General features: G+C 75.6%; 4 protein-coding genes, 2 pseudogenes and 1 riboswitch. All 6 genes and pseudogenes read right to left on the reverse strand.

Annotation, left to right across the window (positions count from 1 at the left end):
- Nucleotides 1-32: 32 nt before the first annotated feature.
- The gene (locus L3i22_RS37630) at nt 33-10,595 is read right to left on the reverse strand and encodes a hypothetical protein (RefSeq protein ID WP_221322224.1); all 10,563 of its coding nucleotides are present in this window, start codon (nt 10,593-10,595) and stop codon (nt 33-35) included.
- Between the two features lie 127 nt (nt 10,596-10,722).
- Nucleotides 10,723-10,917 (reverse strand): annotated as a pseudogene (locus L3i22_RS54710) (cobalamin biosynthesis protein); the annotation flags it as partial.
- Nucleotides 10,918-11,010: 93 nt separating this feature from the next.
- A pseudogene (locus tag L3i22_RS54715) lies at nt 11,011-11,235 on the reverse strand (cobalamin biosynthesis protein); the annotation flags it as partial.
- On the reverse strand, nt 11,232-12,587 hold the full coding sequence (locus L3i22_RS37640; protein ID WP_221322226.1) for a cobyrinate a,c-diamide synthase: 1,356 nt from the start codon (nt 12,585-12,587) through the stop codon (nt 11,232-11,234). The pseudogene L3i22_RS54715 and the gene L3i22_RS37640, both read right to left, overlap by 4 nt.
- Nucleotides 12,581-13,180, reverse strand: a complete 600-nt coding sequence (gene cobO / locus L3i22_RS37645; RefSeq protein ID WP_221322227.1) for a cob(I)yrinic acid a,c-diamide adenosyltransferase — start codon at nt 13,178-13,180, stop codon at nt 12,581-12,583. Before cobO ends, L3i22_RS37640 begins: the two co-directional genes overlap by 7 nt.
- Before the next feature lie 258 nt (nt 13,181-13,438).
- Complete coding sequence (locus tag L3i22_RS37650; protein ID WP_370644278.1) at nt 13,439-15,685, reverse strand: VWA domain-containing protein; 2,247 nt, start codon at nt 15,683-15,685, stop codon at nt 13,439-13,441.
- 9 nt (nt 15,686-15,694) lie between these two features.
- Nucleotides 15,695-15,826: riboswitch (cobalamin riboswitch) on the reverse strand.
- Nucleotides 15,827-16,250: the final 424 nt, after the last annotated feature.

Here is a 16,250-nt window from a genome sequence, read left to right on the forward strand (position 1 = left end):
CCGTACCGGGAAATCGGTTTTGATCGTGATTGTCAGCGACCCCGGCGGAACCGCCCCCAGCGCCCCGCCCGCCGCACCGGAAGTTCCGCGGTCAGGTCCGCGTTGAGGCGGATCGGCTCGCGCCGGACCACCGCGCCCGGCGCGCCGAGCGGCAGGCCGTTGCGGGTCAGGACGACCAGGGTCGCGCCGGTCCCGATCATCACGCTGGAGAGCAGCACCATGCCGGTGATCTGCACGCCGGTCACCGGCATCGTCCCGGAGTCCCCGTCGTCGTCACCGCCGCTCGTGCCACCGGTGATCCTGAGGGGCACCGCGACCGTGTTGTCGTCGACGTAGCCGTCCTGGTCGGTCGTGCTGATGGTGACCTGCATCGACCGCGTCCCGTTCCGCGCCCCGCTGCCCACCGCGAGGCTGACCAGCAGGTCGTTGCCGGAGTTGGCGACCGAGTCGGGCGCGTCGCAGATCACCGCGTTCGCGGCGACGTCGGTGGCCGGCACACAGATCGCCTCGACGGTGGTCGCCTGGACGGTCGTGCTGACCTCGCTGCCGACCGCGGCGACCTCGATCTCGGCCTTGCTCACCGTGATCCCGGCCGGCGGCACGACGGTGAACCGCACGTTGTCGGCGGTCTCCGTGCCGCGGTTGCGGTACGGCAGCCGGATCACCGGGCCGGCGCCCGGCTTGGTGGTCACCGTGCCGCCGCGGTACTGCACGTCCAGGTCCACGTCCCAGCGGCCGACGGTCAGGTCGGGCAGCGTCAGGTCGGTGTCGCCGTCGCAGCTCAGCGCGGCGCTGACGGCCTGGTGCAGGCAGCCGCCGGTGAGCGTGGCGCCCGGCGTCGCGCCGGCGTCGACCACCGCCGGGAACAGCAGCTTCGTGGTGGCGCCGGCCGCGATGGTGACCGCGCAGGTGACGACCCGCGCGCTCGCCCCGGCGGTGCAGCCGGCCGGGAGCCTGCCGCGACCGGTGTCGGCCGGCAGCACCACGGTGAACCGGTACGGGTCGGCCTTGTCCGGCCCGGCGTTGTGCAGCGTCACCGGCACGACCGTGGTCTGCGTCCGGGCCGGCTCGGTGACCGACCACGCGCCGGTCGCGACGCTCACCACGGACCCGGTCGCGACCGTCGCGACCAGCTGCCCGGACGCGGTGATCGCGTCGGCGGCGTCGGCCGGGTCGGCCAGCGTGATGCCGGTCGCCCGCCAGACCGTGCTCCTGGTGGCCGTCGCATCGACAGTCACGGCGAGCTCCAGCGCGCGCGGCGTGCCGGCCGCCAGGGTGATCCCGTCGCAGACGATCGCGTCGCCGACCGGGCAGGTGGTGCCGCCCAGGGTCGCCCCGGTCACCTCGATCTCGTCGGGCAGGTCGTCGAGCGGGACGGTCAGGGTGAGGTCGTCGAACGCGGTCGTGGTCCGGATCGTCACGGTCGCGGTGCCGGACTCGCCGGCCGGGACGATCGCGCCGGCCAGGGCGATCGTGCCGTTGTCCCGCAGCGGCTGGTCGACCGTCCACTCGTCGAGCATCACGTCGCCGCTGCCGCAGGTGGCGTCGCCGTCCGGGGAGACGCAGCCGCCGTCGAGGGTGGCGCCCTCCTCGACGTCGCCGTCCACGATCAGCGGCACCGTCCAGGTCACCGACTCGGCCGCGTCGAGGTCATAGGTGCAGGTCAGCACGGTGTCGCCGGTCACCCGGCAGTCCCGGGCGACGGTGCCGGAGAGGTCGCCGACGGTGGTGTGCGGGTGCGCGACCAGGGTGGCGGTGCCGTGGTGGGCGCCGGCCGGGCCGTGGTTGGTGGCGGTCATGGTGACCGTCCGGATCGCGCCGGGCTTGACCGTGCCGCCGCCGGGCGTGGTGACGTCCCAGGTGACCCGGGCGGTGGCGGCGCCGACGGTGAGCAGCGGCCCGCCGCCGGTCGCGGTCTCCCCGCCCGCGGTCACGGTGATCCCGGCCGCCGTCCAGGTGTCGCCCGCGCCGGCCGTACCGCTCACCTGCAGCGGCAGGGTGACCGTGTTGTCGCCGGTCACCAGGCTCACCGGGCCGCAGACCAGGTCGGTGGCCGACGCCGTGCAGGCCGCGCCGCCGGGACCGGTCACCGTGCCGACGACGACGCCGGACGGCAGCGAGCTCAGCGGTACGGTCACGGTCGCGTTCGCCACCGGTCCAAGAGCATTGAGGTGTACGACCGCGGCCCCGCTCCCGCCCGGCACGACCGTCGCCGCCGTCGTGCTGACCGTGACCCGCTCGGCGAGCGGCAGTGCCAGCTGGATCGGGCCGATCGGGACGTCCGCGGCCGTACACGTGCCGCTGGTGTCGGTGTCGACACAGCCGCCGCTGAGCGGGGTGTGCACGTCGGCGCCGGCGGACACCGTGATCGGCAGCGCGAGCTGGGTCCGGGCGTTGCCGTTGACGTCGGTCACGCAGGTCATCGTGGCGCCGGCCGGGCCGAGCGTGCACTTCGCGGCGAGCGTGCCGGTCGGCGTGCCGAACGTGACACCGGCCGGGGCCCGGAACGTGTACCGCACGTTGCGCGCCACCGAGCTGCCGGTGTTCGTCACCGTCGCGGTCATCGTCCCCGAGTCGCCGGGCGCCAGGGTGCCGGTCGCCGGCGGCTCCACGCCGACCGAGAGCACCGTGTCGGGCGCGCCCACGCCGGCCACCTGCACGGTCCGGTCGGTCGCCTGGTTGCCGAGGGTGACCAGCACCGTCGGGCTCCAGGTGTCGCCCGGGTGGGCGCCGTCGTGCACGGCCGCGTTCAGCGTGATCGCCCGGGCGCCGTTCGCCGCGACGTCGACGCCGGTGCAGTTCACCTCGGCGGTCAGGACGGCGCACTGCCCGCCGGCGACCTGGGCCTGGCTGATCGTCATGCCGGCCGGCAGGCCGCCCAGCGGGATGCTGACGGTGAGTCCGGTCCGGGCCCGGGTGGCGTTCACCGTGACGGTCAGCGTGCCGGTACGGCCCGGGACGATCTCCACCGAGGTGGCGGTGATCGGCACGGTGGTGCTGTTCAGCGTCGGGGTCAGGTGGATCGCCGGCAGCGGGGTGTCCGCGCCGGTGCAGCTGTTGTCGTGGTTGGTGTCGACGCAGCCGCCGATCAGGTCGGTGTCCGGGTCGGCGTTGGCCGGGATCCGGACCGGCAGGGTCCACTGCGCCGGGGCCGCGCCGGCCGCCAGGGTGACCTTGCAGTCCAGCTGGTCGTCGCCGACCGTGGCGCAGGCGGTGAGCGCCGGGCCGGTCAGCGGCGTGCCGAAGGTGGCGCCGGCCGGCGCCTTCACCCGGTAGACGACGTCGGTGGCGTTCGACGGGCCCGGGTTGGCCAGGGTCACGGTCACCGGGGCGTCGCTGCCCGGCGCGACCGTGGCCGGCACCAGGACCGCGAAGGTGACCGCCGAGCTCGGCGCGCCGGTCCGCGCCAGCACGCCGCTGACCTGCGAGGTCGCGCCGGTCGAGTTGGTCAGCACGATCGGCTGGCCGGGCGTCCAGGTGGTCCCGGCGGTCATCCCCGGGGCGGCCCGCAGCGTGACGCCGATCAGGTCGGCGGCGCCGGTCGAGGCGGACACGCCGGTGCAGACGATCGTGCCGGTCAGCGTGCAGGACGAGCCGACCGGGCCGGCCGCGCCGACCAGGGTGAGGCCCGGCGGCAGGTCGAGCGGGACGGTGGCGGTGAGGCCGGTCAGCGAGCGGTCGGCGGTCAGGCGTACCTGGCTGGTGCCGGTCGTGCCCGGCACGATGGTGGCCGGGGTCAGGCTCAGCACGGCCTGCGCGCTGAACGGCTTGCCCAGCGTGAACGCCGCGATGGTGGCGTCCCCGCTGCCGCACACGCCGTCGCTGCCCAGGTCGACGCAGCCGCCGCTGCTGATCGTGTCGCCCGGGGTGGCGGTCACCGGCACGTCGATCGGGAGCCGGAACTGGCGGGACTCGACGCCCAGGTCGACCGCGCAGGTGACCAGGGTGGCCGAGGCCCGGACGCAGTAGTCCGAGGCCGGCGTGTCCAGGGTGCCGAAGGTGGTGCCGTCCGGCGCGCGGAACGCGACCTTGGCGTTCAGCTTCGCCGACGGGCCGGGGTTGGTCATCGTCACCCGCAGCACGTTGCTGCCGCCGGGCAGCAGCGCGCCGTTGGCCGGCACGCCCACGGTCACGGTCATCCCGGTGCCGTTGTCCGCGGCGCCGACCGTGGCGATCTGCTCGGCCAGGGTCGCGGTGTCCGAGGTGCCCTGCTTCAGGGCGATCGCCGGGATCCAGGCGTCGCCCGGGTTCGCGAACGGGTCGGCGGCCACGGTCAGGCTGACCGGGGCCGTGCCACCGTTCGCGATGTCCACGTCGGCGCAGGTCACGACGTCACCGCTGATCGTGCACGGGGTGCCGGCGACGGTCGCGGCGGTGATCGACAGGCCGGTCGGGCGGCCGGCCGCGCCGATCGTCAGGGTCAGGTCGTCGCGGACCGCGGTGGCGCTGAGCGTCACCGTCGCGGTGCCGGTGCGGCCCGGGGTGACCGTGGTCGGGGTGCTGGTCGCGGTGAGGACGCCGGTCAGCGGCGTCCGCAGGACCAGCCCGGCCGCCCCGGTCAGGGACGGGTCGGCGGGGTCGCAGCGGCCGTTGCCGTCCAGGTCGACGCAGCCGCCGGTGACCGTGGTCGCGGGCGGCGGGTTCGGCACTACCACCGGCAGCGCCAGGTCGGTGTGCGCGCCGCCGGCCAGCGTGATCAGGCAGCTCAGCGTGGTGGCCGACTGCGGGGTGCAGCCGGCCGGCAGCCCGGTGCCGGCGAACGTGGTGCCGGTCGGGGCGATCACGGTGACCGGGATCGCGGTCGCGGCCCCGCCGCCGGTGTTGGTGACGGTCGCGGTCACCGTCGCGGTGCCGCCCGGGAGCACGGTGTCGGCGTTCGGCGGGGCGACCGTGGCCCCCAGGACGTACGGCAGCGTCCCGGCCACACCGCCCACCCCGCCGCCGCTGACCACCTCGTTCGCGCTGTTCTTCACCTGGATGCCGGTGACCGTCCAGACCTCGCTGGCGGCCGCGCCCGCGGTCAGGGTGACCGGCAGCGAGACGGTCGCGGTGCCGGCCGCGGCGAACGGGACGGTGCAGGTCACCACGCCGCCGGTCGGTCCGGTGCAGCTGCCGCTGTGGCCGGCGTCGAGGGCCGGCCCGGTGATGCTCCAGCCGCCGGGCAGGTTGCCGACCGGGACGGTCACGGTCAGCGGGCTGCCCTGCGGCAGGGACGAGGTGACCTGGATCTGCGCGGTGCCGGTGCCGGACGGGACCACCGCGGCCGGGACCACGCCGACGCTGATCTGCCGGCTGAACGGGGTGGCCACCAGGATCGAGCCGAGCGCCACGTCCGGCGGGATCCGGCAGCCGCCGTCGTTGTCCAGGTCGACGCAGCCGCCGGTGAGCGTGGTGCCCGGGCCGGCGCTCGCGTCGACCGTGACCGGGATCGCCACGGCGCTGCTGCCGCCGGCGATCAGGGTCGCGACGGTGCAGGTCAGCCGGTTGGTGCCGGGGACCGCGACGCACCCGGCGACCGGGCCGAGGGTGGCGCCGGCCGGCGGGACGACCTGGTAGGTCACGGCGGTCGCGTTCGAGGTCCCGCTGTTGGTCACGGTGACGGTCGCGGTGCCGCCCTTGCCCGGCTCGATCGACCCGATCGGGGCGACCGACGCGCCGAGCACCACGTCGGCCGGCCCGACGGTGGCCAGTTTCCGGGTGACGGTGAGGCTGTCGCTGCCCTGGCCCACCACGATGCCGGCCGGGCTCCAGACCGTGCCCGGGGTGGCCACCGCGGCGGCGGACAGGTTCACGGTGACCGGCGTCGACGTGGTGGCGCCGACCGCGACCGCGGTGCACTGGAACGCCGGCCCGGCCGGGTTGCAGGTCGCGCCGGCCGCACTGACCGACGTGACGGTGATCCCGTTCGCCGGGCTGGGCTGCGGGACGAGCACGGTGAGGCCGCTGAGCGCGCCGTTCTCCGCGGTCAGGGTGAGCGTCGCGGCGCCGGTCCGGCCGGGCACCACGGTCGCCGGGGTGCTGCTCACCGAGACGGTCCGGTCGAACGGCACCTTGAGCGTGAGGTCCGGGATCGCCTGGTCGTTCGGGCCGGTGCAGCCGGCCAGCCCGTCCAGGTCCAGGCAGCCGCCGGTGACCGGGCGGAACGGGTCGGCGCCGGCCGGCACGTTGACCGGGAAGGCCAGCGCGCCGGTGCCGGCCAGCGCGGCCAGCGGCAGGCTGCAGGTGGCCACGGTGTTCGCGACGTTCGCGGTGCAGGTGGCCGGCAGGGTGCCGAACGTGGTGCCGGTCGGCGCGCTGACCGTGAACACGGCCGGGGCGGCGGCGGACGGGCCGCTGTTGGTGACCGTCACGGTCACCGTCATCTGGCCGGGCACGACCAGGGTGCCGGCGGCCGGGGAGACCGTGGCCGGGGTCGCGGTGAGCGTGCTGACCGGCGCGCCGACCACGGCGACCGTGCCGTTCGCGGTGGCCCGGCCGGTCTCGCCGACCGCGGCCGCCTGGATGCCGGTGGCCGTCCATGTCCCGGCCACCCCGGTCGGCGCCGACACCACGTGCAGCGTGATCGTGCCCGGGGTGTTCGCGGTCAGCGCGATGCCGCTGCAGGTGACGGTCGCGGTGCCGACGCCGGCGCAGGTGCCGCCGGAGACGGTCGCGGTGGTGATCGACGTGCCGGTGGGCGCGGTGCCGAGCGGGATCGTGACGGACAGGCCGCTCTCCCCGGTCTTCGAGGTGAGCGTGATCGTGGTGTCGTCGGCGCGGCCGGGCACGGTCTGGGCCGCCGTGGTGGCGATGGTCAGGCGCTGCTGCAGCGGCGTGCCGATGACGATGGCCGGGATCGCGGCGTCGGCGGAGGTGCAGGTGGTGCTGCCGTTCAGGTCGACGCAGCCGCCGACGATCGACTTGCCGGGGACCACGTTCGTACCGACCTGCAGCGGCAGGCTGATCGCCAGCGGCCCGGCGCCGGCGGCCAGGGTGATCCGGCAGGTGGCCCGGGCCCCGTCCGGGCTGACCGTGCAGATCGTGCCGGCCGCGAGGGCGGTCAGGTCGCCGAAGGTGGTGCCGGCCGGGGCGTACACGGTGACCGGGGTGCCGACCGCGTCGGACGGGCCGGCGTTGGTCAGGCCCAGGTTCAGCATCAGGGCGCCGCCGGGCATCGCCTGCGGCGCGCTCAGGGCGACGGTGGCGCCGAGGACCGGCTGGGCGGCGGCGACCCGGGCCAGCTCGACGGTCGCGGTCAGCGACTGGGGCGTGGCGGTCGAGACCTGGACGGCCGGGGACCAGCTGCCGCCCGGGGTGGCCGCGGCCGGCGCGGCGACCGTCACCCGGATCGTCGCGGTGTCGCCCAGGTGGGCAGCCAGGCCGGTGCAGTCGTACCGCCCGGTGGCCGGCACGCAGGTGGCGTTCGCCGAGGTGACGTTCGAGACCGAGAGCTGGCCGCTCGGCAGGGCGCCGGTCGGGATGCTCACGGTGACCCCGGAGAGATCGTTGTGGGTCGCGGTGATCTTCAGGGTCGCGGTCGACGACTGCCCGGGTACGACGTCCGCCCGGTCCGCCGCCACGGACACCTGCGAGCTGAACGGCACGCGCAGGCCGAACGCCGGGACGGCCTGGTCCGGGGAGCCGCCGCAGCCGGGGATCCCGTCCACGTCCACGCACCCGCCGGTGACCGGCTGATCCGGGTCGGCGTTCGCGGCGATCCGCAGCGGCACGGTGAGCGTGCCGGTCGCGTTGCCCGGGGCCTGGCCGTTCAGGGTGGTCGTGCAGACCAGCAGCTTTGCCCCGCTGAGTTGGCAGATGCCCGGCGGGGTGCCCTCGAACGTGGTGCCGGCCGGCGCGACCACGTTGAAGGTGGCCGCCGGCGCGTTCGACGGGCCGCTGTTGGTGACGCCGAACGTCATCGAGGTGAGGTCGCCCGGCTCGGCGCTGCCGTCGGCCGGGGCGGTGGCCGACGCGGTCAGGGCGTACGACACGTTCCCGGTGCCGGCCAGCGCGCCGGACGCCGCCGCGGTCTCGTTGCCGGCGGTGATCGTCGCGCCGGTCACCGGCCACACCTTCGGCGGCAGCACCCCGGCGGCCACGGTGACCGGCACCGAGATGTCCTTGGCCACGTTCGCGGTCAGCGCGATGCCGGTGCAGTCGATCGAGCTCGCGCCGGTGACGCAGCTGCCCGGCCCGGGCACGGCCGGCGTGCCCAGCGTGAAGCCGGCGGGCAGCTGGCCGGTCGGGATGCTGATCGCGACGCCGGTCTCGTTCTGGGTGGACTTCAGGCTCAGCTTGCCGGTGCCGGACGCGCCCGGGGTGATGGTGGCCGGGATGAACGTCGCGGCCAGCCGGGCGGACAGCGCGCTGCGCAGCACGATCGTGGGCAGGGCCGGGTCGTTCGGGCCGGCGCAGGAGGTGTCGTTGTCCAGGCTCAGGCAGCCGCCGGTCAGCGGGGTGGCCGGGTTGGCCAGCGCCGAGACGGACAGCGGCAGGGTGAGCGACAGCCCGGCGCCGCCGGCCGGCACGTCCGCGGTGCAGCCGAGCTGGTCCGGGTGCAGGTTCACGGCGGCGCAGAGCTGGCCGGTCGGGGTGCCGGTGATCGAGCCGAACGTGGTGTTCGGCGGGGCGATCACCGTGAACGTGTCCTGCCGGGCGTCGGACGGGCCCTGGTTGTAGACGTTCGCGGTGATCGTCGTGCTCTGGCCGGGGCTGACCGTGCCGTCGGCCGGGCCGGTCGCGGTGACCCCCAGCGTGTGCCGCGGGGCGAGGGTGACCAGGGTGCCGCTCGTGGTGGCGGACGAGTTCCCGGAGGCGGCGGTGATCGGGGTGCCGGCCGCCACGGTCCACGGCGCGGTGATCGACGGGCCGACCGTGACCGGCAGCGACACGGTGATCGTCCGGCCGGCCGCGATGCTGACGTTCTGGCAGGTGATCGTGGTCGCGCCGGCGACACAGGTGCCGCCGCCGGTGGTGCTCACCGGGCCCAGGGCGTACCCGGTGGGCGGCGCCGGGACGGTGATCGTGGTGCCGGCGGCGACCGCCGCGCCCGCGTTGGTGACCTGGACCGTGGCGGTCGCCTGGGCGCCACCGGGGATCGCGGTGGCCGGGGTGATCGCCAGGCCGCCGGCCAGGTTGACGTCCGGGCTGCCGATGGTGAGCAGGCGCCCCTGGCCGGTGACCGGGGTGCCGTTCAGCGGCGCGGTGATCCCGGCCAGGTCCCAGTTGGTGCCGACCGGGGTGTTCGCGGTCGCCGACGTACGGACGTTCACCGTCACGTTGTCACCCCCCGGCACGGTCACCGGGTCGCAGACGATGTTCGACGCGTCGACCGTGCACGGGTTGCCGCCCACGTCCGCGGAGTCCACCGTCACGCCGGCCGGCCGGTTCCCGATCGGGATCGTGATCCGCGCGCTCGCGTCGGACGGCCCGTCGTTGGTGATCCGCACCCCGCCGGTCGCGGTCTTGCCGGCCGGCAGGGTCACCTGGTTCACCGTGACCGAGCCGCTGCCGGTGCTCCGCCCCACCGCGTCGACCAGCGCCGGCGTCGTCGCGTTCGAGATGGTCATCTTGGCCGACGGCGACGCGGCGATCGGAATGCTGGTCGCGGTGATGTCGCCGGCGGCCGGCTTCCAGTCGGTGGTGTTGCTCGCCGCGGACGCCTTCAGCTTCACCGGCAGCGAGACCTTCACGCTGCCGTTGCCGGGGATCGTCACGCCGCTGCAGACCACGTTGCTGGAGTCGGTGGTGCAGGTGCCGCCGCCGGTGACGGTGGGCTGGTCCAGGACGTACTGCGAGCCGGGCAGCGGGATCTTGACAGTGGTGCCCGGGGCGGCCGCGTCGCCGGTGTTGGTGACCGTGACGGCCGGCGTGCCGGACTGCCCCGGGGCGAGTTGCACCTGGTCGACGGCGATCGTGCCGAGCTTGATGGTGCCGGAGCAGACCGACTCGGCGACCACGATGCTGCCGTTGGCGATCACCGCGAGGCCGCCGTTGAGCAGGCTCACGTCGATCGCCCGGAGCGTGTAGTCGAACTGGCCGGTGCCGGTGTTCCAGACCGCGGTGCGCTTGTCGATGGTCACGCTCGCCACCTGCGGGATGTTCAGCCCCAGGTTGATGTCCGGGTTGGCGATCGACTGGCCGCCGACCTTCAGGTTCGCGACGTTGACGGTGGTGGAGATGCCGGTCGCGTTGATGATGCAGGTGGTGGAGACGGCGTCGGCGCCGACGCCGTTCGCGCCGAGCAGGCTCAGGCCGGCGACGCTCGAGTTCGCCCGGCCGCCGCCGCTCGCCGCCGGGCCGGCCATCGAGGTGATCGCGCCGGTGGTCGCGATCGAGGCGAGGCCCAGACCGACGTTGACGCTGGCCACCGTCTGGCTGGCGGTGGTGTTGCTGCCGTCGGACCAGGCCTGGGCGGAGGTCGGCCGGCTGAGGGTGAGCGGCGGTAGCAGCAGGTTGCTCAGCGCACTCACGCTGACGCGCAGCGCCTGCGCGGAGGTGGACAGACTGCCCGCGGCGGAGGCCGAGAACGGGTGGGCGCCGAGCGTGAAGGCCAGGACCACCACCACGATCAGGGCGAAGACTCGTTTACCCAGCACGGGCTGCACAGGAACCACGGAGCCATCTTCAGCGCCCGGGCAGTGAAAAACCTTCACTTCCAGGATGTTCGGACGAATCTGTTCCGTACAGCCTGAGCTGCGGAAACTTGCCCGGGGACAAGCTTGCTCAGGGGCAAGGGTTCGACGACTGTCGGGCTATCGCCACGGTGATGCCATCGATGATCGTCTTGGGCAGCACGAGCACGGCCCCGCCCCCGGCAGCAAGCAACGCGGCCGCCTCAGCCACACTCGGCGTCCCGACCGCAGCCGCGACCCGCCCACTCAAGGCCGCCGCCACCCGCCCGCTCGCGGTCGCCGCCACCGGCCCGCTCGCGGCCACCACCGCCGGCTCGCCCGAGGCCGCCACCGGCCGCCCGCTCGCCGCCGCCCGCTCGCCCGCGGCCGCCGCCCGCTCGCCCGCGGCCGCCGCCGGCTCGCTCGCGGCCGCCGCCAGCTCCGCCGCGGTGAAGGCGGTCAGGCGCCAGCCCGCGGCCCGTGCGAACGCCCGCACCCCGGGCTCGGCGGCCCGCCGGTCCAGAGTGGCCAGCACGCCCACCTCGGCCCGGTCCACACCCGCCGCGGCCAGCGCCGCCGCGACCCCGGCCGCGAACACCGCCGGGCCGGTCCCGGCCCGCGCGCCGACCCCGACGACGATCACCCCGCGGCCGTACCCACCAGCCGCGCCGCCAGTCCACGATGGCCGGCCCAGTGCAGGTGCAGGTAGGACGCATGCACGGTCGCCGACGCGAAGCCCTCCGGATCCCCGCCCCGCCACGCCCAGGCCGCCCCGGACGCCGGCGACAGCAGCACCCCGGACCGCGGATGCACCGTCGTCCGGTGGAACTCGTGCCCGGTGACCCTGGTCCCGGCCGGCGCGAGCGGGCTGTCCGACAGCGCGACCGCGTCCCGGTAGCCGAGGGTCAGCGTCGGGGTCATCGCCGCCTCGGCGTCCAGCACGCCGCACATCGGCGCGCCGTCCAGGCTCCGGCTCAGCCACAGCAGCCCGGCGCACTCGGCCGCGATCGGGAAGCCGGCCGCGGCCAGCTCCCGCACCGACTTGCGCAGCGGCTCGTTCGCGGACAGCTCGGCCGCGTACACCTCGGGGAATCCGCCGCCGACGACCAGCGCGCGGGTGCCCGCCGGCAGCGACTCGTCGCGCAGCGGGTCGACGGTGACCACCTCGGCGCCGGCCCCGGCGAGCAGCTCGGCGGTCTCCGCGTACGCGAAGGAGAACGCCGGACCGCCGGCCAGCGCGACCCGCGGGCGGCCCGGCACCGGGGCCTCCGCCTCGGGGCTCCACGGCGTGGCCGGCAGCGCCGGGGCCGACCGTGCGACCGCGGCCACCGCGTCCAGGTCGACCGAGGCGGCGATCAGGGTGGCGAGCGCGTCCACCGAGGCCAGTGCCTCGGCCCGGCGCTCGGCCGCGGGCACCAGCCCGAGGTGCCGGCTCGGCGCGGCGACCGCGTCGGCCCGGCGCAGCGCGCCCAGCACCGGGGTGCCGACCTCCTCGCAGGCGTCGCGCAGGATCTGCTCGTGCCGGTCCGAGCCGACCCGGTTCAGGATCACCCCGGCCAGCCGGACGGTGCCGAAGCTGCGGAAGCCGTGCACCAGGGCGGCCACCGAACGGCCCTGCGCGGCGGCGTCGACGACCAGGATCACCGGGGCCCGCAGCAGCTCGGCGACCTGCGCGGTGGAGCCGGTCTCGCCGGCCCCGGTCCGCCCGTCGTAGAGGCCCATCACGCCCTCGACGACGGCCAGCTCGGCGCCCTGCGAGCCGTGCGCGAACAGCGGGCCGATCAGCTCCTCGCCGACCAGGACCGGGTCCAGGTTGCGGCCCGGCCGGCCGGCCGCGAGCGCGTGGTAGCCGGGGTCGATGTAGTCCGGCCCGACCTTGAACGGCGCCACCGGCACGCCGCGGCGGGCGAACGCGGCGAGCAGCCCGGTGGCCACCGTGGTCTTGCCGTGCCCGGAGGCGGGCGCCGCGATCACCACCCGCGGGATCGTCACCATTCGATGCCCTGCTGTCCCTTGCGGCCGGCGTCCATCGGGTGCTTGATCTTGGTCATCTCGGTGACCAGGTCGGCGGCCTCGATCAGGTCCGGGTGCGCATCCCGCCCGGTGATCACCACGTGCTGGGTGCCGGGCCGGTTGGTCAGCACCTCGATCACCTCGGCGACGTCCACCCAGCCCCACTTCATCGGGTAGGTGAACTCGTCCAGCACGTAGAACCGGTGGGTCTCGGCGGCCAGGTCCCGCTTGATCTGCGCCCAGCCCTCGGCGGCCTCGGCGGCGTGATCCCTTTCGGTCCCGGCGCGCTGGATCCAGGACCAGCCCTCACCCATCTTGTGCCAGGTGACCGGGGTGCCGTTGACGCCGTCGAGCGCCTTCAGCGCGGTCTCCTCGCCGACCTTCCACTTCTGCGACTTGACGAACTGGAACACCCCGATCGGCCAGCCCGCGCTCCACGCCCGCAGCGCCATCCCGAACGCGGCCGTCGACTTTCCCTTGCCCGGCCCGGTGTGCACGGCGAACACCGCCTGCCGCCGGCGCTGCCGCGTCGTCAGCCCGTCGTCGGGCACGGTCGTCACTTTCCCCTGCGGCATCGAAAAACCCTTTCCCGTACGGCGGTGGCCGCCGCCCCGGCTGCTGCTTCAGCGCGGTGGCGGCGCTGTCCCGCGTGCCCCGGCGTCCGCTGATCGGTCGCGGTCAGCTTCCACCAAAAACCTCAATTCACCGGTACGTCGTGACCATCGCCCGCGCCACACCGCCCGGCCCGCTGTTCCCTTCCGTCCCCGGCCTCGGTGACCACCTTCGGGTCGGCCCCAGGGGCAGAGTCAAGCGGCGATCACGAATTTCCGCGGTCAGGCCGCGCGGCGGTACGCCCGGTCCCCCGGAGCCGCGGCACCCGCGGCCGGGCCGGTCCGCCCGGTCACGCCCGCGGCCGAGCCGGTCTGCGCGGTCGCGCTCGCGGCCGGGCCGGTCTGCGCGGTCGCGCTCGCGGCCGGGCCGGTCCGCGCGGTGGCGGCTTCGAGCTGGTCGAGCGGCATCACGTCGGCCCGCAGCGCGGCGGCCAGCCGACCGGCCAGGCCCAGCCGGATCGGACCGGACTCGCAGTCGACGACCACCGCGGCCACCCCGGACAACGCCGGCGCCAGCAGCAGCGGATCGGGCCCGCTGGTCGCCCGGCCGTCGGTCACCAGCACCAGCAGCGGACGCCGGCGCGGGTCACGGCGCCGCTCGGTGGCGATCGTCCGGGCGGCGGCGCGCAGGCCGGCGGCGAGCGGCGTGCGCCCGCCGGTCCGGAGCGCGGCCAGCCGCATCACCCCGACCTCGTGACTGGAGGTCGGCGGCAGCACCACCTCGGCGTCGGTCCCCCGGAACGTGATCATCCCGATCCGGTCCCGGCGCTGGTACGCGTCCCGCAGCAGGGACAGCACCGCGGTCTTGACCAGGGTCATCCGCTTGCGCGCGGCCATCGACCCGGACGCGTCCACGACGAACAGCACCAGGTTCGCCTCCCGCCCGACGTGGATCGCCTCCCGCAGGTCGCGGGGCTCCACGCCCCACCGGAGCCCGCGGTCCAGCGCGCCCCGGTGCAGCGCGGCCCGCAGGGTGGCCGGCAGGTGCGGGGCGCCGCCGAGCTTGCCGACCGGCTTCCGGGACCCGATCACCCGGCCGCGGCGCGCGTAGGCCGGCGACCGCTTCCCGGTGTGCCCGCCCCCGCCGAGCGCGGAGATCCGCAGGGTGCGGGGGCGGAAGGCGGGGCCGGCGCCGGCCGCGGCCGGCTGCTTCCCGCCCACCGGAGCGGTGTCGTCGGTGTTCGGCGGGGCATCCGTGAGCGGCGGCGTGCCACCGGTCCCGGAGCCGTTCGGCGGAGGATCCCCGGCCGGGCCGCCGCCATCCGGTCCGCGATCGGGGCCGCCGTCCGGGCCGCCGTCGTCAGGCCCGTCCGTGTCCGGGCCGCCGTCGTCGGGCCCGTCCGTGTCCGGGCCGCCGTCGTCGGGGCCCAGGTCCGGGTCCTCGCCGTCGGTGTCCTCCTGCGCCTGGCGCTCCGCTTCGGCGAGCGCCTGGTCCAGCTTCTCCTCGTCGGTGCCCGGCGGGTCCAGCGGGTCGGTGCGCCGGCGGTGCGGCAGCGCGAGCCGGGCGGCGTCCGCCACCTCGGCGGCGGTGACCAGGTCCCGGCCGTGCCAGGCGGCCAGCGCGACCGCGCACCGCGCCACCACGATGTCCGCCCGCATCCCGTCCACGCCGTAGGCCAGGCAGATCCGCGCGATCCGGTCCAGCTCGGCGTCCGGCAGGACGACCGTCGGCAGGATCGCCCGGGCGGCCGCGATCCGCGTCGCGTACTCCCGCTCGTCGGCCGCGAAGCGCTCCGCGAACGCGGCCGGGTCCAGCTCGTAGGCGAGCCGCCGCCGGACCACCTCGGCCCGCAGGCGGGCGTCCCGGGGCGCGGCCACCGTCACCACCAGGCCGAACCGGTCGACCAGCTGCGGGCGGGGCTCGCCCTCCTCCGGGTTCATCGTGCCGACCAGCAGGAACCGGGCCGCGTGCTTGACCGACACCCCGTCCCGCTCGACGTGCGCCCGGCCCATCGCGGCCGCGTCCAGCAGCAGGTCCACCAGGTGGTCGGGGAGCAGGTTGACCTCGTCGACGTAGAGCACCCCGCGATGGGCGGCGGCGAGCAGGCCCGGCTCGTACGCCTTGACCCCGTCGGCGAGCGCCCGCTGGATGTCGAGGGTGCCGACCACCCGGTCCTCGGTGGCGCCGACCGGCAGCTCGACCAGCGTCGCGGGCCGGTACGCCGCCGGGGTGTCGGCGGCGTGCGGCCCGTCGGGGCACTCCGGGTCGGGCGCGGCCGGGTCGCACGCGAACCGGCAGCCGCGCACCACGGTGACCGGAGGCAGCAGGCCGGCCAGCGCGCGCACCACGGTGCTCTTGGCGGTGCCCTTCTCCCCGCGGACCAGGACCCCGCCGACCGCCGGGGACACCGAGGTCAGCAATAGGGCGAGGCGCAGGTCGTCGAGGCCGACCACGGCCGAGAACGGGTACGGAGTCGTCACAGGGTGTTCCCTCCCGGCGGGTGTCCACGCCCGCGCGTCGGCTGTCACGAGCGGCCGGAGTCTCCTGACTCCCGGATCGCCGTTCCCCGCTCGCCTTCCGGCCCGGACGGGCCGTGGCGGGCTGCCGCCGCAGCGGATCGCTCCCCGGTCACAGTGGCGGGACCGTCCCGGACTCGCACCGGGTTCCTCCGCGACCGCTCGGCGATCACTCTTTCCTACCGCCGGTCCGCCCGTCAAACAGCGACCAGGCAGATCACACGCCCGCCGCGCCCGGCAACCCCGCCTGCCACCTCAGCCGCAGCCGACAGTGTCGGCCCGGCCCGCGCGCCGCTCGCGCTCCCCGGCTGGCACTCACGGTCCTTCCCGGCCCTCGAAACAGCCCTCAGCGCCGGCCTGCACCGCGGGACGCGGCTGGGCGGTGACCCGGCAACCGGGTCGCGTGGGTTCTTTTGAACCGTGACCACCCACGGACGTCGCCCTTGCGGGTCTCGTGTTCTGGGCGCCCCGCGCCCTTGCGAGACCCGGAAGGGTCCCCGCGGGAGCGACGATCCGGACCCCGGCGGACCGAGGCAAAAATGAACTTGATCTTGAAGTAGGTCCTGCTCGAAGAGCA

Origin of the sequence: Actinoplanes sp. L3-i22, assembly GCF_019704555.1 — a bacterium.
Taxonomy (GTDB): Bacteria; Actinomycetota; Actinomycetes; order Mycobacteriales; family Micromonosporaceae; genus Actinoplanes.

Coding starts and splice junctions, on each gene's coding strand:
- L3i22_RS37640 (WP_221322226.1), bottom strand. CDS start 12,587: ATGGTGACGATCCCGCGGGTGGTGATCGCGGCGCCCGCCTCCGGGCAC.
- cobO (WP_221322227.1), bottom strand. CDS start 13,180: ATGCCGCAGGGGAAAGTGACGACCGTGCCCGACGACGGGCTGACGACG.